The sequence below is a fragment of the Caballeronia sp. SEWSISQ10-4 2 genome, from assembly GCF_030464885.1.
In the GTDB taxonomy this organism is placed as follows: domain Bacteria; phylum Pseudomonadota; class Gammaproteobacteria; order Burkholderiales; family Burkholderiaceae; genus Caballeronia.
On sequence record NZ_JALPRJ010000012.1, the window covers coordinates 127,619 to 150,095 of the forward strand.

General features: G+C 60.3%; 21 protein-coding genes and 1 pseudogene. 9 read left to right on the forward strand and 13 right to left on the reverse strand.

Annotation, left to right across the window (positions count from 1 at the left end):
• The first annotated feature begins 11 nt into the window (after nucleotides 1-11).
• Nucleotides 12-953: a LysR family transcriptional regulator gene (locus tag M0D69_RS10975; protein WP_047849033.1), complete on the forward strand. Its 942-nt coding sequence runs from the start codon at nucleotides 12-14 to the stop codon at nucleotides 951-953.
• On the opposite strand, the gene M0D69_RS10980 is transcribed toward M0D69_RS10975, so the two are convergent.
• The 3 genes from M0D69_RS10980 to M0D69_RS10990 form a co-directional block, all read right to left on the reverse strand.
• Nucleotides 950-2,170 (reverse strand): diaminopropionate ammonia-lyase, encoded by a 1,221-nt coding sequence (locus M0D69_RS10980; RefSeq protein ID WP_301782050.1) that lies wholly within the window; start codon nucleotides 2,168-2,170, stop codon nucleotides 950-952. The two genes, M0D69_RS10975 and M0D69_RS10980, sit on opposite strands and share 4 nt — an antisense overlap.
• Nucleotides 2,170-3,366 carry a M20 aminoacylase family protein gene (locus tag M0D69_RS10985; protein ID WP_301782051.1) on the reverse strand — a complete coding sequence of 399 codons (1,197 nt, stop codon included), beginning with the start codon at nucleotides 3,364-3,366 and terminating at the stop codon, nucleotides 2,170-2,172. Before M0D69_RS10985 ends, M0D69_RS10980 begins: the two co-directional genes overlap by 1 nt.
• Before the next feature lie 165 nt (nucleotides 3,367-3,531).
• Complete coding sequence (locus tag M0D69_RS10990) at nucleotides 3,532-4,299, reverse strand: IclR family transcriptional regulator (RefSeq protein ID WP_301782052.1); 768 nt, start codon at nucleotides 4,297-4,299, stop codon at nucleotides 3,532-3,534.
• Nucleotides 4,300-4,668: 369 nt separating this feature from the next.
• Here M0D69_RS10990 and M0D69_RS10995 point away from each other — a divergent pair, with 369 nt between their 5' ends.
• The 4 genes and pseudogenes from M0D69_RS10995 (at nucleotide 4,669) to M0D69_RS11010 (ending at nucleotide 9,129) form a co-directional block, all read left to right on the forward strand.
• Nucleotides 4,669-6,234 (forward strand): class I adenylate-forming enzyme family protein, encoded by a 1,566-nt coding sequence (locus M0D69_RS10995; RefSeq protein ID WP_301782053.1) that lies wholly within the window; start codon nucleotides 4,669-4,671, stop codon nucleotides 6,232-6,234.
• A gap of 9 nt (nucleotides 6,235-6,243) precedes the next feature.
• The gene (locus tag M0D69_RS11000; protein WP_301782054.1) at nucleotides 6,244-7,071 is read left to right on the forward strand and encodes a citryl-CoA lyase; all 828 of its coding nucleotides are present in this window, start codon (nucleotides 6,244-6,246) and stop codon (nucleotides 7,069-7,071) included.
• 113 nt (nucleotides 7,072-7,184) lie between these two features.
• Nucleotides 7,185-8,477, forward strand: a pseudogene (locus tag M0D69_RS11005) (MFS transporter).
• Between the two features lie 160 nt (nucleotides 8,478-8,637).
• Nucleotides 8,638-9,129 (forward strand): Lrp/AsnC family transcriptional regulator, encoded by a 492-nt coding sequence (locus M0D69_RS11010; RefSeq protein WP_301782055.1) that lies wholly within the window; start codon nucleotides 8,638-8,640, stop codon nucleotides 9,127-9,129.
• Nucleotides 9,130-9,160: 31 nt separating this feature from the next.
• Here M0D69_RS11010 and M0D69_RS11015 read toward each other — a convergent pair whose 3' ends face one another.
• Together M0D69_RS11015 and M0D69_RS11020 are read right to left on the reverse strand one after the other, a co-directional pair.
• Entirely contained in the window at nucleotides 9,161-10,342 is a 1,182-nt protein-coding gene (locus M0D69_RS11015; RefSeq protein WP_301782056.1) for a pyridoxal phosphate-dependent aminotransferase, read from the reverse strand.
• An 89-nt stretch (nucleotides 10,343-10,431) separates the two neighbouring features.
• Nucleotides 10,432-11,361, reverse strand: coding sequence for a LysR family transcriptional regulator (locus M0D69_RS11020; RefSeq protein ID WP_301782057.1), 930 nt, complete (start codon nucleotides 11,359-11,361; stop codon nucleotides 10,432-10,434).
• A 77-nt stretch (nucleotides 11,362-11,438) separates the two neighbouring features.
• On the opposite strand from M0D69_RS11020, the gene M0D69_RS11025 reads away from it, so the two are divergent.
• Nucleotides 11,439-12,110 carry an HAD-IA family hydrolase gene (locus tag M0D69_RS11025; protein WP_301782058.1) on the forward strand — a complete coding sequence of 224 codons (672 nt, stop codon included), beginning with the start codon at nucleotides 11,439-11,441 and terminating at the stop codon, nucleotides 12,108-12,110.
• The gene (locus M0D69_RS11030; RefSeq protein WP_301782059.1) at nucleotides 12,107-13,258 is read left to right on the forward strand and encodes a DSD1 family PLP-dependent enzyme; all 1,152 of its coding nucleotides are present in this window, start codon (nucleotides 12,107-12,109) and stop codon (nucleotides 13,256-13,258) included. The genes M0D69_RS11025 and M0D69_RS11030 overlap by 4 nt, the downstream gene beginning before the upstream one ends.
• 17 nt (nucleotides 13,259-13,275) lie before the next feature.
• On the opposite strand, the gene M0D69_RS11035 is transcribed toward M0D69_RS11030, so the two are convergent.
• The 5 genes from M0D69_RS11035 to M0D69_RS11055 form a co-directional block, all read right to left on the reverse strand.
• Entirely contained in the window at nucleotides 13,276-13,944 is a 669-nt protein-coding gene (locus tag M0D69_RS11035) for a YceI family protein (RefSeq protein WP_301782060.1), read from the reverse strand.
• Between the two features lie 55 nt (nucleotides 13,945-13,999).
• A complete protein-coding gene (locus M0D69_RS11040; RefSeq protein WP_301782061.1) occupies nucleotides 14,000-14,503 on the reverse strand; it encodes a DUF3455 domain-containing protein in 504 nt (167 codons plus the stop codon).
• Between the two features lie 90 nt (nucleotides 14,504-14,593).
• Nucleotides 14,594-15,361, reverse strand: a complete 768-nt coding sequence (locus M0D69_RS11045) for a superoxide dismutase (RefSeq protein WP_301782062.1) — start codon at nucleotides 15,359-15,361, stop codon at nucleotides 14,594-14,596.
• Between the two features lie 113 nt (nucleotides 15,362-15,474).
• The gene (locus tag M0D69_RS11050; protein WP_301782063.1) at nucleotides 15,475-17,394 is read right to left on the reverse strand and encodes a PAS domain-containing sensor histidine kinase; all 1,920 of its coding nucleotides are present in this window, start codon (nucleotides 17,392-17,394) and stop codon (nucleotides 15,475-15,477) included.
• 401 nt (nucleotides 17,395-17,795) lie between these two features.
• Nucleotides 17,796-18,812: a 1-aminocyclopropane-1-carboxylate deaminase gene (locus tag M0D69_RS11055; RefSeq protein WP_301782064.1), complete on the reverse strand. Its 1,017-nt coding sequence runs from the start codon at nucleotides 18,810-18,812 to the stop codon at nucleotides 17,796-17,798.
• Between the two features lie 160 nt (nucleotides 18,813-18,972).
• Between M0D69_RS11055 and M0D69_RS11060 the strand changes: the two genes are divergently transcribed.
• Both M0D69_RS11060 and M0D69_RS11065 read left to right on the forward strand, forming a co-directional pair.
• The gene (locus tag M0D69_RS11060) at nucleotides 18,973-19,482 is read left to right on the forward strand and encodes an Lrp/AsnC family transcriptional regulator (RefSeq protein WP_301782065.1); all 510 of its coding nucleotides are present in this window, start codon (nucleotides 18,973-18,975) and stop codon (nucleotides 19,480-19,482) included.
• A gap of 89 nt (nucleotides 19,483-19,571) precedes the next feature.
• Nucleotides 19,572-19,892 (forward strand): pyrimidine/purine nucleoside phosphorylase, encoded by a 321-nt coding sequence (locus tag M0D69_RS11065; protein WP_301782066.1) that lies wholly within the window; start codon nucleotides 19,572-19,574, stop codon nucleotides 19,890-19,892.
• Between the two features lie 75 nt (nucleotides 19,893-19,967).
• Here the strand turns inward: M0D69_RS11065 and M0D69_RS11070 are convergent, their stop codons facing one another.
• The 3 genes from M0D69_RS11070 to M0D69_RS11080 form a co-directional block, all read right to left on the reverse strand.
• The gene (locus M0D69_RS11070) at nucleotides 19,968-20,324 is read right to left on the reverse strand and encodes a hypothetical protein (RefSeq protein WP_301782067.1); all 357 of its coding nucleotides are present in this window, start codon (nucleotides 20,322-20,324) and stop codon (nucleotides 19,968-19,970) included.
• 235 nt (nucleotides 20,325-20,559) lie between these two features.
• Nucleotides 20,560-21,429: a carboxylesterase gene (locus M0D69_RS11075; protein WP_301782068.1), complete on the reverse strand. Its 870-nt coding sequence runs from the start codon at nucleotides 21,427-21,429 to the stop codon at nucleotides 20,560-20,562.
• Nucleotides 21,430-21,451: 22 nt separating this feature from the next.
• Nucleotides 21,452-22,183 (reverse strand): DUF4118 domain-containing protein, encoded by a 732-nt coding sequence (locus M0D69_RS11080; protein WP_301782069.1) that lies wholly within the window; start codon nucleotides 22,181-22,183, stop codon nucleotides 21,452-21,454.
• Between the last annotated feature and the right edge of the window lie 294 nt (nucleotides 22,184-22,477).

Here is a 22,477-nt window from a genome sequence, read left to right on the forward strand (position 1 = left end):
ACAATGAAGATATGGAAACGCAACGCGTCGAGTCGCTCTGGACCCATCTCTACTGGCTGACCATTCTCGCGCAGCAAGGCAGCTATACCCGCGCCGCCACGCGGCTGGGCGTGAGCAAGGCCGCCATGAGCCAGCGGATCGCCGAACTCGAGCGCGCGGCAGGCGTGTCGCTGGTGCAGCGCACAACGCGCAGCGTCCGGCTGACCGAGGCGGGGCAACGTCTGGTCGATCAAACCCGCGGTCAATATGCGGATATTGCGCAAAGTTTCGCGGGCGTACGCGATTCGGCCGGTATCGCGCGCGGCGTGCTGCGCGTCACCGCCCCGGTGGCGTTCGCGCGGCAGCAGCTCGTGCCGCATCTGTCGGCCTTTCTTCGGGCGAATCCGGAAGTGCGCGTGCAGCTCGAAGTGTCGGACCGGATCAGTTCGCTCGCCAGCGAGGGTTTCGATCTCGCAATCCGCCATAGCGCAGCCGCGCCTGAGACGCACGTGGCCTGGACCCTGTGCGCCACCCGCTCGGTAATCGTGGCGACGCGAGCCTATTTGCGGCGGCGCGGCACGCCCGCCGCCCCACAAGAGCTAGCTGCACATGACTGCCTGTTCTATCCGCGTGCGCAAGAGGCTCCCGCCTGGACGTTCGAGCGCACGACGGGACGCAAGACAGCGGCCAGCCGCGTAACCGTGCCGATCACCGGCCCGTTTTCTGCGAACAATAGCGAGACCTTACGCGACGCTGCACTCGATGATCTCGGCATTGCGCTGCTGCCCGATTTCAGCGCGCAGGCCGCGCTGCGCGCCGGGCAGTTGATCAGGTTGTTGCCGGAGTGGCAACCCAGGGGCGTGTTCGCGGAACAGCTATACGTCGTCCGGCCTTATGCGTCGCATGTACCGCGTGCAGTGACGGCGTTTGTGTCCTATCTGCGCAAGACCTTTGAGAACGGTTTCTCCGATTAGAGCCCTTTTCGCTGCCCGAGCCAGCGTCGCTGTGCCTCCAGCACGTCATCGGCGCGCAACCCCGTCAGTTGCCGATACAACTCCGGCGCAGTGGCGCCCTCGGTGTTCAACAGCAGCACGTTGGATTCCATCCCAAGCCCGAGCGCGGCTCGGTCTTGCGCGCTGCCGGCAACCTGAATAAGTCCGGCCAAACCCGCCGCACCCGATTCCCCCGCCACAACAGGAACATCGCGCGCTGAACCTGCCGCGAAAATCCGCATGGCTTCGATGGCGGCATCGTCGGGAATGGTCATGAAGACATCGGCGAGAACGTGCAGGAAACGCCATGCCAGCGGCGACGCTTCTCCGCAAGCAAGGCCGGCCATGATCGAATCAACGGAGCCGGTTGCGTGCGCCGCCTGTCCTTGTACCGCGCTCTGAAACAGACAATCCGCCAGTCCCGGCTCGACGATCACGAATTGCGGCCGTCGCTCGCCGAAGCGCTCGGCGAAATAACTGACAACGCCGGCCGCCAGTCCGCCAACACCGCCCTGAATAAAGACGTGCGTGTAAGAACCCCCATCGCGTTGCTCGATTGCCTCGGCTGCGATCGTCCCGTATCCCTGCATCACATCACGCGGGATGGTTTCGTAACCATCGTACGAGGTATCAGAGACAACGTGCCAGCCGTGCTCGCCGGCGAGGCGCGCGGCCTCTTTCACCGACTCGTCGTAGTTGCCGTCGATCTGCACGATCTGCGCGCCCAACTGTTCAATGGCGACGCGCCGCTCGTCGTTCACATAGCGATGCAGCACGATCACACACCTGCAACCGATGCTACGCGCAGCCGCGGCCAATGCCCGGCCGTGGTTGCCATCGGTCGCGCTGATGACGGTGAAATTCTGCAGCGGGTCCTTGTAATGCCCGGCGGTCAACTTCGCCGCAACCAAGTCGTGCTCCGGCCAAAGGCGTCGGATCAGGCGGATCAGCGCAATCGGTGCACCCAGCGCCTTGAAGCTGCCAAGCGCAGAACGATGACCTTCATCCTTGACACTGATCGAGCCAACACGCAGCCGTGCAGCAAGCTCGGGCAAGTCCCACAGCGGTGTCGGACCGGCGTTCAGCCCCTCCCACGTCGATAACCACGCGCGGCTTTCATCGGCGGCTTGAATGTTCAGGATCTCGCGAAGCGAATCGTCGTAACAACCCCGGCGTGCGTTGACGTTATCGTGCAGCATTAAACCTTCCTCTGGTGATGGATGATCGGCAGTTTCGTACGCACGATCTCCGCTAGAAAACGTGCTCCGATGGGCAAGACCGCGTCGTTGAAATCGTATCGGGCGTTGTGGAGGGGCGTTGCACCCGGTTCGCCTTCAGCACCGTTGCCAATGAACGCAAAGTTGCCAGGTACGACCTGAAGGAATGCGCCGAAGTCTTCCGAAATCATCATGGGAGCCACGTTGCCGTCCACGTTCGCTGCGCCAACTACTGCCGTCGCTGCAGCGATCGCCGTCGGAACGCATTCCGGCGTATTCACCGTGGGAACGAACTCATGCGTGTATTCGAACGTGCATTCGGCGCCGTGAGCCGCGCAAATGCCTTCGCTAATGCTGCGCATCCGTGTCTCAAGCAACTGCTGCACAGCAGGCGTATAGCTGCGTGTATCGCCTTTGATAATCACCTGTCCGGGAATCGCGTTGCGGATGCCGTCGGTGAACAACTCAGTGCAGGAAATCACGGCCGACACACCGGGATCTACACTCCTCGATACCACCGTCTGTAAAGCCAGCACAATCTCTGCCGCAATCACAATCGGATCGATGGTCATATGAGGCCGTGCCGCGTGACCACCACGACCATTTATACGGATAACGAAATTATCCTCACTTGCCATGATTCCGCCCGCCCGCGTTGCGATGTATCCCGCACGCAGACCTGGAATGTTATGAACGCCGTAGATTTCATCGACAGGGAAACGTTCGAACAGCCTGTCGGCGATCATCGCCTTCGCGCCTTTGCCGTGTTCCTCGGCCGGCTGGAAGATGAAACGCACGGTGCCGTTGAAATCGCGCCGCTCGCACAAAAGCTTCGCGGCGCCCAGCACCATGCTCATGTGACCATCGTGTCCGCAAGCGTGGGACTTGCCTGCACGAATGGACGCGTGGCCGCGTTCCGGGGCTTGCTCGTGGATGTTGAGCGCGTCCATCTCCGCACGCAGGCCGACCACGCCGCGACCGTCGCCGCAAGACAGACTCGCGACAAAACCCGTCCCACCAATTCCCCGGGTCACCTCAAGTCCGAATCCTTCAAGCACCTCGGCCGCGAAGGCGCTCGTTTCATGCTCCTCGAAACCCGTCTCAGGCGCGCGATGAAGCCGGTGTCGCCACTGCGTCAATTGCCGATTGAAGTCCAACGCCGCGCTGCTCGTGTCCATCGTGTTTCTCCCAGTGTCCGCTCGATTCCTGCTGCGCTCCAGTATAGGAATCGCCGGCTGAGAGAAAATCTCACTAAGGTGGCAATTTTCGATAATTCCGTTCTATTTATAGGCCTGAACTGGCGATGCCAATTTGCGGGATGGAGCCGGCAATGACGGCATGCCTCAAAGCCCTTGCCCAATAACCGTTTTGAGCGCAGATCGAATAGCGCCGACGATGAACTCCTGTCTTGGGCGAGGCATCCTGTCGATAGGTGCCGCCACGCTTACGGCTGCAACCGGATTTCCCCGACGGTCGCTGACCGCCATCCCCACGCCGATCGCGCCCTTGGCCGCGTGATTGCCGATCACCGACCACCCGCGTTCCCTGCATGTCTTGACAAGAATCCGAAGCCGGTCCTGCGTCATGCCGCCATAGCTCGACAACATATTGCCGTGTTGCACGATGACGGCCTCCGCATCTTCATCCGGCAGAGCCGCAAGGAGCGCAAGACCCGCAGCGCCCACACCCAATGGTTGTCGCGTCCCCACCTGCACCGCAAGAATCTGAATGGGGTAGGTTCCCACTTGCCGGGCGATGCAAGAGGACATGCCGCCCTCCCGGACAATAGCGAATGCGGCGTCACCGCTGACGGCGCTGACATGCTGAAGAACAGGTTCAAGGCGTGCCGCGATGCCAGACTGGGTCAGCATGCTTTCGACTCGCCACTGGTTCACTTTTTTTCCCGGCACATATCGATATCGACCGCTCGGTTCGACATAAGCTTCGTTAATGAGCGTCTGCAACAGGCGGTACACGGTCGCGCGCTCCAGCGCACAGCGGCGGCAGATGTCAATGACACGAACGCCTTCGCTGCCTGCACTCAGCACCACTTCCAGCACATCCAAACCCCGGCGCAGGGTTCTTGAGCCCGCGTTATCCGGGTCGCTCATAGTGTCCGTTTGCTGAACGATCGGGCTGGTGAATCCAGATGACATGGCAGGAATGAGCGCGTGGAGGATGCGAGTCAGTATGCCAGAGGAAATACTATATTCCATCGTGTTTTAAGCCGCGCTGACACGACTATGGAATGAAAAATCTATCCGTAAGCAGGGAAAACACCGACTTCCTACAGGCTGATTAGCTTCATCAAACGTCCGTCTACTGAACGATATCGTTTTCCCATCGCCCAGTAGATGTGGAGAATGACTATCACTCGGAGGGGACATCGGCGGTACTGGAACATAAGCCATCGATCGCTCCGGAACGTCCAGCCCGCACAACAGGAGACAGCCACACGGCGTCTTGAAGGATTCCTTAGCATGTATCCGATTGATTTTTTCTGGCGTGCCACCCGCCGGTGGCCTACACGCATTGCAATCGACGCGCCCGATGGAGCTCTACGTTACGACGAACTCGGGCAGCAGGTTGCGGCGCTGGCCGCAGTCTTTCAGGCAATCGATCCGAACCTGCAGAGCCGTGTCGGCATCTGTGCCGGTAACAGCACGGAACATCTGATCGCGCTACTCGCAGTGCTTGCCAGCGGAAAGGTCTGGGTACCGCTCAATCCGCGCAGCACTCAGCCGGAGATCCAGCGGATTGTCGATACGACGCAACCCACCATCCTGGTAGTGGATACGGCGTACATCGACCTGGTCGCGGGTGCACCGGCAAGCCGGATCTTCTGCCAAGGCTACGGTGATCATGCGAATCCATCCGAGTGGCGGGACGGGAACCAGGAAGCCCTCGAACCGCGCTTACGCGATCTCGTCGCTGCATACGCGGGTTTGTCGCCACGTCCGTTCGATCTATCCGACAACGCCACGCAAGCTATCAAGTTTACCGGCGGTACGACAGGCACGCCCAAAGGCGTGATGCAACCCTATCGTGCATGGATGGCAAATGTGACAAACCAAATCCAGGTATGGCGGTTCGATGAACATGACCGTTATATCGTGGGCGCACCGATCACCCACGGCACATCTACGTACATCCTGCCCGTTCTTGCCCAGGGCGGATGCCACGTCATTCTCCCGGAAGCCGGCGCACAAGCTGTGCGCAACGCTTTTCGGGATCGCGCCGGAACGGTCAGCTTCATGCCGCCGACCTTGATCTACATGCTGATGGCCCTACCCGGTATCTCGCAAGAGGACTTTCCGAACCTTCGGCGCCTGATCTATGGCGGTGCGCCAATGCCTTACGAAAAGATTCGCGAAGTGCGCGCATTCTTCGGACCGGTATTGGGAACAACCTACGGCCAGACCGAGGCGCCACAGATCCTGACGGTCATGCGCCCCGAAGATTTCGAAGATCCGCAGCGATGGTCCTCCGTTGGCGCAACGGCATGGTTCAGCGACGTCGCGATCATGTCTCCGGAAGGCCGGCTACTGCCTCCGGGCGAAGTGGGTGAGGTCGTAGCCCGCGGTGATTTGCTGATGACAGGGTATTGGAATCTGCCTGAGAAAACCGCGGAAACGCTTATCGACGGTTGGCTGCATACCGGCGATCGCGGGTTTATCGACGAGTCCGGTTTCCTCTACTTGAAAGATCGAATCCGCGACCTGGTGATCACCGGCGGCTTCAATGTCTATCCGGTCGATGTCGAAAATGCGCTGGGCCAGCATCCGGCCGTGCACGAGTGCACTGTATTGGGCATTCCTGATGACAAATGGGGGGAGGCAGTTCAGGCGGCGGTACAACTGCGCGCCGGAATGGTTGTCACCGAGGCTGAACTGAGCGCATTCGTGCGGGAAAAGCTAGGCCCGGTACATACGCCGAAACACGTTCGTTTCTACGATGACCTGCCACGCTCCTCTATCGGAAAAGTGCTGAAGAACGCCGTGCGTGAAGACGTTTTATCGAACATCGCGTCGCACGGCGACGCCTAAGGAAATGTCATGACATCCGCTACAGAATCAGCTACCAAATCTGCTAAACCATCCGACCGTGAGCCACCCGTCACGCGACTTTGCACGCATACGCTGACGACGCTCCATTACGGCAACGCCAATCTTGTCGACGACCTGATCGGTAAAAAGACCTTCACCGAGGTCCTGCTGATGCAGATTCTTGGCGGCCCCGTGCGCGCCGTCGATGTCAGGATCGTCGACATGGTGCTGGTTGTTCTGATGGAGCATGGCCTCACACCGAGTTCCATCGCGACGCGTCTGGTTTACATGAGTGCACCCGAAAACCTTCAGGGTGCGGTCGCATCCGGCTTGCTGGCAGTCGGCAGCCAGTTTGTCGGCACGATGGAAAACTGCTCTCGCCTGCTCGATCATTTGCTGGCTGCTAACGACGCCTATGTGGAAGCATTGGTTATCGCACGCCAGCATAAGGAAGCGCGTAAAGCCATCCCCGGATTCGGCCACCATCTCCATAAGCCCATCGATCCGCGTGCTTACAAGCTGCTGGAACTGGCCAAGGCCGAGCCTGAACTCTCGGGTAAGAAGGTAGCCATGCTCGAGCAGTTTTCCGCCGCTATTAATGAAGTATTCGGCCGCCCCATCACGATCAACGCGACAGGTGCTGTAGCCGCGTTGCTGGGCGAAGTAGGTGTCCGAACCGAAGCCATGCGAGGCTTCGCTGTCATTTCTCGGGCTGCCGGCCTGGTCTCGCACATTGTCGAGGAACAAGAGTGTCCATCGGGACGTTTCATTTGGGACACCGTGGAGGAAGCAATTCCGTTCGTCCCGCCACAAGCCGGCCGGACCAATAGCCAATAGCCAATAACCGGTTGTCGGTCACGCAATCAAAGATAATCCAGACAATGAGGAGACATGTCGTGAATTCTGTTTCAGCGGATGCTTGCGAAGATGGGGTGAGCCGGGAGCGAACAATGGGAAAGGTCGCCCGTCGCATCCTGCCGTTCGTGTGTTTTTGCTTTCTTGTCAATTACATCGACCGGACGAATATCAGCTTCGCCGCGCTCACGATGAACCAGGATCTGGGCATTACGCCCACCGGCTTCGGATGGATGGTCGGCGTCTTCTTCATCGGTTATTGCATTTCCGAGATCCCCAGCAATCTGGCGCTGCAAAAGTTCGGCGCCCGGATCTGGATTGCCCGGATCATGGTTACTTGGGGCATCATGACCGTCGTATGCGCGTTCGCTCGTACACCTACGCAATTGATGATCGCGCGTTTTCTGCTCGGCGTGGCCGAAGGCGGGTTTGCGCCGGGCATATTCATCTACCTCGGCTACTGGTTTCCCGAGCGGTGGCGAGCCAAGGCGATCGCGACATTCCTTCTTGGCGTTCCGCTGGCGGCCGTGATTGGCGGTCCGCTGTCCAGCGCGATCCTTAGCTTGCACGGCCTCGGCGGCCTGAAGCAGTGGTAGTGGTTGTTTCTGCTTGAGGGCATCCCTGCGGTGGCGCTCGGGATTGTTTGCCTTTTCACCTTGAAGGACTCTCCGTCGAAAGCACAATGGCTGAGCCCCGGGGAGAAGGCCTGGATCGAATCGGAGCTTCAACTCGAACGCGCGAGGATCGAGACGACGGGTCACATGACCCTGCGACAATCCCTCACGGACTTGCGTGTCGTCATCCTGTCATGCACGTATCTGACAGGCTTGATCGGGCTCAACGGGGTGTATTACTGGATGCCCCAGATCGTGAAATCGCTGGGTCTCAGCAATGTCGAGGTGGGCCTCGTCAGCGCCATACCAAACTTCCTGGGCGCGATCGCCATGATCCTCTGGGCCCGGAGTTCCGACCGCACCGGCAAGCGTGTCTGGCACGTCACCGCAACATGCCTGCTCGGCGCGCTCGCCATGGCCGCCAGCAGCTTGGCGCATGACGGCATCTTCATCATGATCGGACTCAGCGTCGCGTTGATCGGCGCGTTCGGCTTTCTTGCGACGTTCTGGGCGCTGCCGTCGACATTTCTCACCGGCCGCGCGGCAGCGGGCGGCTTTGGCCTAATTTTATCGATTGGCAATTCGGCGGGCTTCTTTGGCCCTTACCTTGTCGGATGGCTCAAGCAGACCACGCCCGGTTATAGCGGTTCGTTGTTGGCCCTCTCCGGCTTCCTGCTTCTCGCAGCCATGCTCACGACGATCTTCGGGCGCAGCGTCAGGTCTCCGCGCGCGTCCGTTCCCGTCTCGCCGTCGCCAGGCCTGACGGGAAAATGACGAGGCCGGTGCGTATGTCGTCAACGCGCGACCTGACCATCGCCCGTCTTTCGTCAGGTCGCGGTTGATGAACGCGAAGGTCGCGTAAAATCGCACGACCTTACCCGCAGCGCGACACCTCCTCGATTCGCCGGATGCTGCGTTCATCCCAGGACACCGCATGGCACTCGACCGGCTGGACGTTCGAATTCTCAACCTGCTGCAGGACAACGCGGCTACGCCGCTACGCGTTATCGCCACCGAGGCCAATGCATCGGTCGCGACCTGCCAGCGCCGGATCGCGCAGTTGCGGGCGGAGGGTGTGTTGCTGAAGGAGGTCGCAATTGTCGATCGCATGCGGGTCGGCCGGCCGCTGACCGTTTTTGTATCGGTGGAACTGGACAAGCAGAACGACGCGCTATTGCGCGCGTTCGAGCGGCGCATGATGGCCGAAGGCGATGTCATGGCGTGCTACGAAGTGTCGGGGGAATTCGACTTTCTGCTGATCGTGAATTCGGCGTCCATGGAGCGTTATCACGCGTTCACTCGCCGGCTGTTTTCCTCGAACAACAATGTGCGCAACTTCAAAAGCAACTTCGCGATGAACTGCTCGAAGTTCGAGACGAAGATTTCGATCGACGACCCGGAGGAATCTGGCGGCGGGTTGGCTTAGTGCACTCCACCAACGCCGCGCGTTTATCTGTTCAACCCTCCGCGTGCAAACCCGCCACGAACGCGGCAATACGATCGCAAGCCTGCGCGAGCCGCGCTTCATCGACGACAAAACCCAGCCGCACGTACCCGTTCGCCGTCTCGCCGAATGCGCTTGCATCGAGTACCGAGACACCTTGCGAGCGAAATAGCTGCCAGCTGAAATCATAAGCATCCAGGCCCGTGCCGGTCACATCGACCATCATGAACATGCCTGCTTCGGGCAACAAACAATGCAAGCCTGGAACATCGCGCAGACGATTGAACACGATGTTGCGCCGCCGCCGGTAAATCTCGCGCATGTCCGCCACGATCTGCGCCCGGTTCTCAAGCGCCGTCAACGCGGCTTGCTGGATGAAGCCCGGCAAACCGTAAAGCATGCAGAGCGCAAGCCGCCCGAGATGTTCGATCAACGTCTTTGGCCCGATCACCCAGCCCACGCGCCAACCGGGCATTGCATGCGATTTCGACAAGCTGCCGAGCGTCACGGTACGCTCCGCCATGCCCTCCAGCGAAGCAATACTCACATGCTCCCGGTCGAAGGTCAGATCCGCATAGACCTCGTCTGAGACGATCCAGAGGTCATGCTTTCGAGCCAGTTCCGCGATGCGTTCGAGATCTTCGCGCGGCATCACCACGCCAGTCGGATTGCAGGGCGTGGCAAAGAAAATTGCCTTGGTACGCGGCGTGATGGCTGCTTCGAGCGCCGCGCAGTCGAGATGAAATGCTCTTGCAGGATCCACAGCCACAGGCACCAGCGTTGCGCCCGATGCGCGCACGCTGGCCTCGTAGGTCAGGTACATCGGCTCGGGCACGATGACTTCATCGCCCGCTTCGCACAGGCACAACGAAGTTGCGAAGAGCCCGTTCTGCGCGCCCGCGACCACGATGACATTGCTCGCGTCAACGCTAGTGCCGGTCTGGCGCGAATGATCCTGCGCGATAGCCGCACGCAACGGCGCGCGCCCTATCACTTCCGCGTAATGCGTGTCGCCGTCCCGGAGCGCTGCCACCGCGCGGTCGACGATCACTTCGGGTGTAGCGAAGTCCGGATCGCCGACACTCAGGACGATGACGTCCTCGCCGTTATGGAGAGCCTGCTGCGCGGCGTGGTGAATTTCCCATGCGGCGGTGCGCTTGCCTTGCAGGCGCTCGACGAGGTTCGAATACTTCATGCGGCCACTCCCTGAAGCGTGACGAACGACCCGACACGCGATGATTGAACTCGATCCCTTCGATTATAAATGCCGCCAGAACGAAGACGTCAAGCCGCCAGATCAGCGCCAAGATTCGCCGCGAGATAACTCAACAACGCCTGGATGCGCAGCGAACGCCCCTTGCGCGTAGGCACCAGCGCGATCACCGGCGCGCTACCGAAATCCCAATCGCTCAGAAGCCTCACCAGCTTGCCCGCCGCGACCGCATCCGCCACGTCCCATTGCGAGCGCAGGACGAGCCCCAGGCCTTCCTCCGCCCAACGGCGCGCGACGCTGCCATCGTTCGTGGTGAAAGCCGGCGTGACGCGCAGCGTAGTCGGCGCCGAAGGCTTCCTGCCCGCTTCTCTGCTCGCCTCCGAGCGCCGTCGACGCACCCGCCAGAGCGTCACGTCTTCATCGTTTTCACGGATGCAAATGCAATCGTGTTCCAGTATCTCGCGCGGTTCGCGCGGATAACCGCGGGCCGCGATATACCCCGGACTCGCACACAACCAGCGCTCGTTCGCAAGCAAGGGCCGCGCGCTCCATGACGAGTCCCGTACCGTGCCGATCTGAATCACGACATCGGCGGCATGGCTATGCGGCCAGGGCGTTTCGAGTAGATCGAGTTGCAGGCGAATACCCGGATTCGCCCGTGCGAAGCGGGCGAGCAATGGCGCAATATGCACGCGTCCGAAACCGAACGGCGCGGCAATACGAATGTGTCCGACGAGTTGCGCGGTCTGTTCACGGAAGGTGTCGGGGAGTGCCTCGATAGCGCTCAACAGCCCTTGCGCTTCGCGCGCCAGCCTTGCGCCGTCCGCGGTCAGGGACATATGCCGGGCATCGCGCGTGGCGAGCGTCACGCCCAGCGTCTTCTCCAGCTTCTTGAGCCGCATGGAGAGCGCCGACGGCGTCACGTTGAGAACCCGTGCCGCCGCGCTCAATGATTCGGAGCGCGCCAGCATGGTTACAAGCCTGAGATCAGCGAGTTCCATCGTTCAATTTTGCTTAAGGATTGATGTGGCTGGATTTAAACACAGCTTAGGCTTTCGTCAGTAAAGTCGCTTCCATCATGCCCAATCAATCTACCCCGACTTATCCGAAAGCGGTGCTGTTCGACCTGCTTACCGCGCTGCTCGATTCATGGAGCCTGTGGAATCGCGCCGCCGGCAGCGAAACCACCGGCCGCGCCTGGCGCGCGGAATACTTGCGCCTGACCTACGGCTGCGGTGCCTATGTTCCCTACGAAGAACTCGTGCGCCAGGCCGCGTTGCAAGTCGGCTTGCGTGAATCGGCCGCACGCGTGCTCGAAGCGCAATGGCTGCAACTTGCACCCTGGAGCGGCGCGCAAGAAGCGTTGCGAAAGCTCGCGCCGCGCTGCCGGCTGGCGATCGTGACCAACTGCTCCGCGCGTCTTGGCGAGCAGGCCGCTGGTTTGTTCGATGTCGACTGGGACGTGATCGTGACCGCTGAAAGCGCGGGCTTCTACAAACCCGATCCGCGGCCGTATCAAATGGCACTAGACCGTCTGAAGGTACGCGCGGAAGAGGCGGCGTTCGTCGCCGGTTCGAGCTACGACATGTTCGGCACGGCCGTTACCGGCTTGCGCACGTACTGGCATAACCGCGTGGGGCTCGAACTCGTGCACGGCGCACAGGCGCCCGAGCTCGAAGCGCCCACGCTCGATGGGCTGCTGCCTTGGCTGCGCGGTTTCAATTCATTGAAGGGAACATCCACGTCATGACTCTGGATCAGATCGAGACCCCCGCCGCATTGATCGACCGGGTGCGCATGAAACGCAACATCGCACGCATGCAGAGCCGCATGGACACGCTCGGCGTTGCGTTCCGGCCGCATGTGAAGACGGCGAAGTGCGTCGAGGTTGCGCAAGCGCAGCGCGATGCGGGCGCTCGCGGCATCACGGTGTCCACGCTCAAGGAAGCCGAGCAGTTTTTCGCGGCAGGCTTCAGCGACATCCTGTACGCCGTTGGTATCGTTGCATCGAAACTGCGCAGGGCGCTGGCGTTGCGGCGCGCGGGTTGCAATCTCAAACTGATCGTCGATAACCTCGAGTCCGCGCAAGCCGTTGCCGAATTCGGCCGCACTCACGGCGAGACCTTCGAGGTGTGGATCGAAATAGATACCGACGGTCATCGTTCCGGCGTCCAGCCCGATGAACCCCGCTTGCTCGATATCGGCCGAATGCTTCATGAAGATGGCAACGACGGCAGTCACCACGGCGCACGTCTCGGTGGCGTGATGACTCATGCCGGTTCGAGCTACGACCTCAACACGCCCGACGCACTCGCCGCGCTGGCGGAACAGGAACGCGCGGGTTGCGTGCGTGCCGCCGTGCGCTTGCGCAATGAAGGTTTGCCGTGCGACGTCGTGAGCATCGGGTCCACGCCCACTGCGCTAGCCGCGCAACATCTCGAAGGCGTCACGGAAGTGCGCGCCGGCGTGTACGTCTTCTTCGATCTCGTCATGTGCAACGTGGGCGTCTGCACAACCAGCGATCTCGCGTTGAGTGTGTTGACGACGGTCATCGGTCATCAGGTGGACAAGGGCTGGGCCATCCTCGACGCAGGGTGGATGGCGATGAGCCGCGATCGCGGCACCGCGAAGCAAACGCACGACTACGGTTACGGACAGCCATGCACGCTCGATGGCGCGCCGCTCGATGGCTATGTACTCGCGGGCGCGAATCAGGAGCATGGGATTCTTGCGAGCGTCGATCATCCCGACAGAGATATCGCCGGGCATCTGCCGGTAGGTACACGCCTCTTGATCTTGCCGAATCATGCATGTGCAACGGGTGCGCAATTCCCCGCTTATCACGCGCTATCGGATGATGGAGAGGTCGCCGTGTGGGACCGCTTTTGCGGCTGGTAGATCACCGAACACCTCGCTCAAGATGAACCCGCCTCCGGCGCGCTCGCAACAAACTCCGCCTGAATAGCCACATGCACATCGTCACCCACAGCCGGATACCACGTCGATAAACCGAACTGCGCACGGCTGAAATGACCGTCGGCGGCGAAGCCGAGTGTCTGCTGTTTGGTGAGCGGATTCGGCGCGTGCCCGTTGAACGTGACCGCTAGCGTGACGGGGTGCGTCGTGCCATGAATAGTCAGGTCGCCGGTCAGGTCGCCTTTGTTGTCGGCGGTGCGTTTGAATGCCGTGCTCACGAAGTGAATAGTCGGAAAACGTTCGACATCCAGTACATCCGTGCCCTTGACCATCTTGTCGAGGAGCGGGACGTTGGTATCGAGACTGGTTGCATCGATATCCACCGTCGCCGTGCTGTGATCCATGCCGGCTGCGTCCCAGTTCAGTTGAGCCGTCGTCTTGTCGAAGCGCATGACGAAGCGCGAATACTTCAGGTGAGCGACATCGAAACTGACACTCCAGTGATGCGGGTCAAGCTGATAACGACCGGCAGGAACGCTCGCTTCATCAGGCGACACCGAATGTGTCACCACGCTCAACGCGGTGCAGGCCGACATCGATACGGCTACTGCAATGAGCAAGCCCGGGCGAAGCTTGCGAATGCCCGACAGGAATCTGGGGTCATGCATGGTTATCCTTTCAGCAAGTCGGCGCCCGAGGTGCACGCCATCATGAGCGCCTATGCTACTTGTAGAAAATGTAGTTAGCGAGATACGGCGACGCGCCCACTTGGTGTTCGGTCGAACAGGGTGCAGCCGGCATCACGCCGCCTACGGTGTTCACACGCTGCACGTAGCGAATAGTCGACAGCATGCCGCTCGCCGCGGTGCTGCGGGTTTCAAGCAATAACTGCGGCACGCTGGCAGCGGTGTCGCTCGGCGTTTGCGCGATCACATGTCCCACGATCCGGCTGCCGTCCTCCGCCTCCCACGACGGCCCCGCCGAGTGCATGATCAACGTGTGGCCGCTGGTGTCGTAGAGCGTTGCCTGCGGGCTCTTGAACACCCAGGCGAGATGATGCTGCGCATCGTACTCGCATGAATACACCTGCACGCCGGAAGCGGTCGTCGTCACGACACGTTCCGCCTGAGGCGGGTCGATAGAAGTCGTAGCGGACGCCGCAGCACTCGCAACACAAGCAACTACCGCAGCAGCCACCCGCTTCGCACGGTTGAAATTAATTAACATGAAATCCCCACTGGAATGGATAACGACGGATAGTACGCGCCCGGCAACGCTACGCGCAGCAACGTTGCTCGCGCGGCGCTGGCAGTCCGCTCACACCCGATCCAGATTAGCCGACGCGAACGCCCAGTTCAAATGACGCGTCACGGTCGCGACCAGATAGTCGGGACGACGATTCTGATAGTCCAGGTAATACGCGTGCTCCCACACATCCACTGTCAACAAGGGTACGAGGCCGCGCGTGAACGGTGTTTCCGCATTGCTCGTCTTGACGACGGCAAGCTCGCTCTGGTCGACCACCAGCCAGCCCCAGCCACTGCCGAACTGCGATGCCGACGTCGTGACTAATGCCTTCGTCAACGCCTCGGTGGAGCCGAACTTGCGCATGATTGCTGCCTGGAGTTTTTCACTCGGCTGAGTTGCGGCCGGGCTCAGCGAGTTCCAGTAGAAGTTGTGATTCCAGGCTTGCGCGGCGTTGTTGAAAACATCGGCGAGAGCGGGTTGATCGTGGGATTGCATGATCACTTGTTCAAGCGAGGCCTGCGCCAGCGGCGTGCCGGCCAGCAGCTTATGCAAGTTGTCGAAATACGCCCGATGGTGCTTGCCGTAATGGAACCCGATCGTGCGCGCCGAGATCACCGGTTCGAGCGCGTTGTCCGCGTACGGCAAGGGCGGGAGCGTTTGCGGCGATGACCCCAGGAAAGCGGGAACGACGCTGAGCGTGGCTTTGGAATCGGCCGGCGATGCGGCCGATGTGTCTTGCATACTGGCGCCGAACGCGAACTTCGACAACGCGATGCCAGCCGACGCCAGCGATCCGGTTGCAATCAGGCGACGACGCGAAATAAGCGAGTTGAGCATGGTGAACCCGTAAGTGTGGAGTGGTTGCAGCCATCACCGGTCCGCCGGTTTGTCCTGGCCGCACTTTCACAACACCTCACGTTCGGCGTCTATTCCATCGCCCGCGGCAATTCTTAGCCCGCCGCCCTGAGCACCTTGGCGAGTTCAGCGAGGCGATACGGCTTGGTGATGAAGGAGAAATCGTCGATACGGCCGTACTGCTCGCGCAAAGCCGGAAGCGGATATCCCGACGCCAGGATCACCTTGAGATCGGGCCGAAGCTCGCGCGTCGAGCGCGCCAGTTGAATACCGTCCATGCCCTTCGGCATGACTACGTCGGTAAATAGAATGTCGATGTCAGTCCGGCGCGCAAGAATGGCCATCGCGTCGACGCCATTGGTTGCTGTCACAACCTCGTAACCTATGCTGCGAAAAAGCTGCCCCGCCGCGTCCAGCACGTCCGGCTCGTCTTCCACGATGAGCACCGTATCCACGCTCATATCCGCGATAGTCGCATCGCCCGGCGCCCCTTCAACCACGGGCAGATACATGCCGATGGTCGTGCCTTTGCCTTCTTCGCTGTCAATCACCACATCGCCACCCGACTGCGCGATGAACCCATAGACCTGGCTCAAGCCCAGCCCCGTGCCCTTGCCAACCTCCTTGGTCGTAAAGAACGGCTCGAACGCGCGTGCTGCGACCTCCGGCGGCATGCCGGAGCCCGTATCGGCCACGGATACCCGGACGTAGGCGCCCGGGGCCAGGTTCCCGACCTGGCCTGCATCGAGCTCAACGTTCTCGACGGCGACCACCAGCTTTCCGCCATCGGGCATGGCGTCGCGCGCATTGACGACCAGGTTCAGCAGCGCCGCCTCGAACCGGGCGGCATCGAGCAACACGGTACTCGCGTCACGGGCCGGACGTATGTCCATCTCGATGGCGGAATTGCCTGCACGGCGCAACACGGCTTCGAAACTGCTGATCACCGTGTTCAGGTCGTATCTTTCGACCATGAGGGGTTGCCGGCGCGCAAACGAAAGCAGCTGCTGGGTCAGGAGCGCACCGCGCTCCACGGCGCGCCGCATGGTGTCCAGCACTTTGATGTCCGCATAGTTCTGCGCTCGCGTGGCGAGCACATCCACGCTGCTCAACACGACCGCAAGCAGGTTATTGAAGTCGTGGGCAATACCTCCTGTGAGCTGGCCGATCGCTTCCATCTTCTGCGACTGGAAAAGCGCGGCATTGGCTCGCTCCAGGGCTTCCGCTGTTTGCTTGCGCTCTGAAATATCCCGTGTGACCTTGGCGAAACCCAGCAGTTTTCCCGACTCGTCGCGGATCGCGTCGACAACAACATGCGCCCAGAACCGCGTTCCATCCTTGCGCACGCGCCAGCTTTCTTGTTCGAAGCGGCCTTCCGCTGACGCGATTTTCAGCGTCTGGGCAGGCAGGCCTTTCGCGCGATCTTCTTCGGTATAAAAGACCGCAAAATTCGAGCCGACAATTTCATCACGCTTGTACCCTTTGATGCGTTCGGCGCCGGCGTTCCAGTTCGTGATCTCGCCAGTCGGGGAGATCATGTAGATCGCGTAGTCGGTCACGCCCTGGACGAGCAGGCGGAAGCGTTCCTCGCTCTCGCGCAATGCCTCCTCAGCCGCTTTACGCTCGGTGATGTCGCGAGTGATCTTGGCAAAGCCGATCAGCTCGCCTGAGTGGTCCCGGATCGGATCGACGACGACACTCGCCCAGAATCGCGTGCCGTCTTTTCGCACCCGCCAGCCTTCGTCTTCGAACTTGCCTTGTTCCCGCGCAGTTTGTAGCGCCCGGGCCGGCCGGCCGTTGCGCCGGTCCTCCTCTGTATAAAACACGGAGAAATGCTGACCGATGATTTCATCGGCGACATACCCTTTGAACCTTTCCGCCCCGGCGTTCCAGCTGCTGATAAACCCTTCGGGGTTCAGCATGTAGATTGCGTAATCGCTGACGCCCGTGACGAGGAGCTGGAAACGTTGCTCGTCGTTCAGATTGCGAGACCTCCCGCTGTCTTCGGCTTTCATTGTTCCTGGCCCCGCGTATCGTAATTTAATTGTAATGAAGGGCAATGCACTGCGTAAAGCGCCGCATGCGGTCACCTTGAATTGAGAGACAAGGCGACCGGTATCTGATGATAACGCTAAGGAGTAGAGATTTTGACGTCGCCGTGCGGCGCGGGCGGAGAGCCGTGGAGACGACAGGAATCAGCCGCAAACTTCCGGTATTCCGCAGAGGAAATGGGTCAGGAACAGCGACGACCAGCGGGACCTTATGATTGTCCGCCAGGAATGCGGGCGTCGCGGAGTACGACGCGCCCGCGAAGAAGAGATTCGAACGCACCTCGGGCATGGCCGCCGAGTCGTTCGTCACCCGGCACGAAGCGCTCCTCCATCACAAGAGCGCTTCGCCCCAAACAATCACCCGATCAACCCTCGCGAAACAGGAAGCTATAAGCGTTCAACGCGGGCACGCCGCCGAGATGCGCATAGAGCACCTTCGAGCCTTCCGGGAACTCACCGCGCTTCACTTTATCGATCATTCCGTGCATCGACTTGCCTTCGTACACGGGGTCGGTCAACACGCCTTCCAGCTTTGCGCACAAGCGGATTGCATCGAGCGTGCCCTCGTTCGGCAAACCGTATTCGGGACCGCCATAACGTTCATCGAGCACGATGTCGTTCAACGTGATGTCGCGTCCAAGCTCGACTTGCTCAGCCGTATGCCGCGCGATCCGGAAGATCTGGTCACGCGTCTTTTCAGGCTTGGCCGATGCATCGATACCAATCACGCGATCCGCGCGCCCGTCTGCCGCAAAACCCACGACCATGCCGGCCTGGGTGCTGCCCGTCACCGAGCAAACCACGATGTAATCGAACTTGAAGCCAAGTTCCGCTTCCTGCTGACGCACTTCTTCGGCAAAACCCACGAACCCCAAGCCACCTAGCGGGTGGTCCGAACAACCAGCGGGAATGGCATAAGGCTTGCCACCTGCTTGCCGGACACTTTCCAGCGCATCTTCCCAGCTCTTGCGAAAGCCGATGTCGAAACCGTCCGCGACCAGACGCACATCTGCGCCCATGATCCGCGACATCTGGATGTTGCCGACACGGTCATACACCGCATCCGAATAGTTGACCCAGTTTTCCTGCACCAGTACGCATTTCATTCCGAGGTGCGCTGCAACGGCCGCAACCTGACGGGTCTGGTTCGACTGAATCCCGCCGATGGACACCAGCGTGTCGCAGCCTTGAGCGATGGCTTCGGGGATCAGGTATTCGAGCTTGCGCGTCTTGTTGCCGCCGAATGCGAGGCCGCTGTTGCAGTCCTCACGCTTGGCGTAGAGCTGGACCTTGCCGCCAAGATGATCTGACAGCCGTGCGAGCGGCTGGATCGGCGTCGGCCCGAAGGTGAGCGCGTGACGGGGAAATTTCTTGAGGTTCATGTGTCGCTCCGATAGACAGCAAAGTCGTCGCATTAATTTGCGTCGATGAGAAGTATGGTAAAAAACTTTGCCTGAAGCAGGGTTGCGAAGAAAATGCCGTTTGTTTAATTCTCACTGAATGAATGCTTGATTGACGTAATTAACATGTGGAGAAATTCTGATGAACGCAACAAAAGTTCGTTCCAATCCGCGTGCGAGCGATGCGTCGGGCACCGAGCTGGACCGCGTCGACCGCGCGATCCTGAGGCTGCTTCAGCGCGACGCCTCCATTTCCAACGTCGCGCTGGCGGCTAAGGTGAACCTTAGCGCGCCGGCTTGCTTACGCCGCGTCGAGCGGCTTAAGCAAGCGGGTCTGATCCGGGGAATCGTCGCGTTGCTAGAGCCCAAGAAGCTCAACGCGGGCATGCTGATGATTATTGGTGTTGTGCTTGACCGCTCGACGCCCGAGTCCTTCGCGGCCTTTGAGAAAGCTGCACAGAAGGTCTCGGGATGCATGGAGTGCCACATCGTGACGGGTGAGTTCGACTGCTTCATGCTGGTACGCACACGGGATAGCGAGAGCTTTAACCGCCTGCACGCCGAGCAGTTGCTTTACTTGCCGGGCGTGCGGCAAGTCAGGACCTTCATGGTCCTGAAAGAAATTTTGTCGACGACCAGTTTCCCTATCTGAGGTTTCCAGGATTTCTGTTTAAATCACCCTCTCGAAGGCATCATCCACGCGCCGTCGACAAACAAACCGGACTACAGGAACTCTCACGCATGACAACGACCGCACAATTCGACAACGTCTCGATCATCAAGCGCGCGAACATTTACTTCGATGGCAAATGTGTCTCGCATACCATCTTGCTGGGCGATGACACGCGCAAGACGCTGGGCGTCATTTTCCCCGCCTTGCTGACGTTCTCGACGCAAGCGCCCGAACAGCTCGACATCAACGCCGGCCGATGCCGCGTGCGCAATCCGGGGGAAGAAGCGTGGCGTGAGTACGTTGCGGGCGAATCCATTGCGGTGCCGGGCAACACCAGCTTCGATATTGAAGTGCTTGAAACGGTCGACTACGTCTGCCACTACCTTTGAGCGCGGGCCAGACTCTCGCAGTGAGTAAATGAGCGATAGACGGCAACCGTCTATTGCTCATGGTCAGGGGGCGTGTTATCTGGACATGATCTGCCGACGCGCCGCCGCCGGACAAAGCTCGGCATACATCTGAACGAGCCAGGCGCACGGGCATTCGTCCGCAATAGAAACACCATTCGCATTGACGTCGCTTAAGCTGATCTGGCGATCCTGCAAGGCCGCCTTGAATGCATGGCTTGCCTTATGGCGCACGTAAAGCATGCCGAGCACCGCCATGCCGAATACCGCTGCCCTGAGTTCGAACGTCCCCGAATCGCTCAGCGGCACACGCAGCAACGGGACGATGCACAGGCACGCCGCTGCCAACACCGCCACCGATGCCGACAACAGCACGACATGAGCGCGCAATGCGACCGGCAAAGTGGGTTCCATAAAAATCTCTTCGGGCTGGCGCCAAGCGGAATTCGCTTTCAATATCGAACGAAGCCCCGCGTCCGTTCGATGCTGTGCCCATTTCGACCGGTAAGGAAATGAAAAGGCCCACGCTCGCCGTAGAGTGCGTGGGCCATGCTTAAGCGACGCTTATCCGCGCGCGGAGCGTTAAGTTATCAAAAATTGTTTTGAAAGCTTCGGCGCCGGGACTGGGCGTCGGATCGCCGTCCGGGCTTTACTTGCTGATGGACGCCATCTGCCTGAGGCGTCTGGCAAGGGCCTTCGACACCACCGGCTTCGCGCCGCCCTCGGCGTTGCTGGCGGCTTCGCTCTCCTTGAGAAATACGGCCGTCTCGCGCGCGACGATCTCCCGCTCGTTGTCGGAGGTGATCATGTGGTACGAGTCGTCGAGATAGATGGTGCGCAAAACCGGCGAGCCGATGTTCGACGCAACGAATTGCGCGTTGCGCGGGCTGGATGTCTCGTCGTCGATTGCATGGATCAGCAGGCAATCGTTCTTGAGCGCCGACAGCGTCTTGCCAACGCTTGCGGCCAGCCGGCTGGCTTCGTGAAGCGCGGGAAGCGAGATGCTCGACGGACCGACTTCGCTCAGGTCGTTGCGCTGCAGCGCCCGGCCGATCTTCGCTCGCAGTGCCTCGTTACGCAGCCCGAACGGCGACTCCTCCTTATAACGCCAGCGCCTGCGCAACGGTGTGTAGTAAGCCCAGCCAAGCAGGAATCGATACCACGGCATCGCCCAGCCGTCATAATTGAGCGTGACGGACAGGAGCACGACGGCTTGCGCGCTGGGGCGCTCATGCACGAGCGCCAGCGCCAGCGTTGCACCCATGGAGAGACCGCACACGGACACACGCGGGTAACGCGCGCTCAGTGCGTCGAATTCCCTGACCGCGGCCTCGAGCCACGCTTCCATGCGCAGTTCCGGCGTGCCTGCGCTGTAACCGTGGAGGTTGGGTGCGCACGCGGTGAGCCCTTCGCTATTCAGGTAACGCGCGAGGTGGCGCATTTCGAGCGGAGAACTGGACAGGCCGTGCAGCATCAGGACTGCGTGATCGCTGCCGGGATAAAAGATGGAACCGTTCAACGCGGACTTTTCTTTAGTCAAGCTATTCAACCGTACGCAGGATCAGGAACTCACCGGCATGCGTGGTAAAGCGCTCACAGATGCAATCCACGAGTTTATGCGCGCCGTCCCCGGAACCAATCCGCACGCGATGACGCCCCGGCTGCAAGCCACGCTGGAGCCGTTGGATATCGTCGGGATGCGCGTCGGCAAAAAGCCGTCCTGGCGCCATTTCCTTGGCGCCCTGCGCCGCGTTGCGATCGACTGCCTGCAGCAAGATGATGGCGTCGTGGTAATGCGGAAGATGCCGGATCAACCGATGCGTTTCGTCCACGGCCCGGCGCGACAGCGCACGTTCATTGTCCGCGCGCAGCAGCATTTCATAGCGAGACATAGCCACTGCCGCGATCAGTTCCGCACTGAACTGCGCGCGCCGCAGGCGCTCAATAAGGGTAATCGTGAACAGTGTTACCAGCGGGTAAGAAATCGCCAGCATGATGTCGGCGCGATTGATGACGTCGATCTGGCCGTAAGGGGGCACGAACAGGAAATCCGCGATGCCCAAGCCCAGCAGCATCACCGTCAGCGCGGGGATAAGGCCAAAGAAGTATTCGACCATAGCCGCCGCGATGGCGAATGCGACGCCCGGCATGACCGGGCCCAGGAATGGGTGCAGGGCAAGCCTGACCGCGCTTGCAACGCAAAGCGCCAGCGCGCTAAACAACCACACTCGCTTTCCGCGCGGCGCCCAGCGGCGGACGTTTTGAATATTCATTAAAGCTGCTTTCAGACGAACCATCGGGACGGACATGGATTATTACACACAGTTACAGTCAGTGTCCCATGCACTTGCTTAAGCGACGCTTAAGCTTTTGGGGTCGCTTGATCGATCGATAAAACAAGTCTTCCGCAGATAAGGAGATGCTAAGGATAACTGTGTAATCTGGAGGCACGCATCGCCGGTGATGGAGTGCGAATTCCGACCCCTTCGCGATGTAAGACCGGTCATCCCGCTCGTTCGCGACGAAAGTCCTGCTTCACACGTTTGCGTAGTTTTGACAAGGGGCGC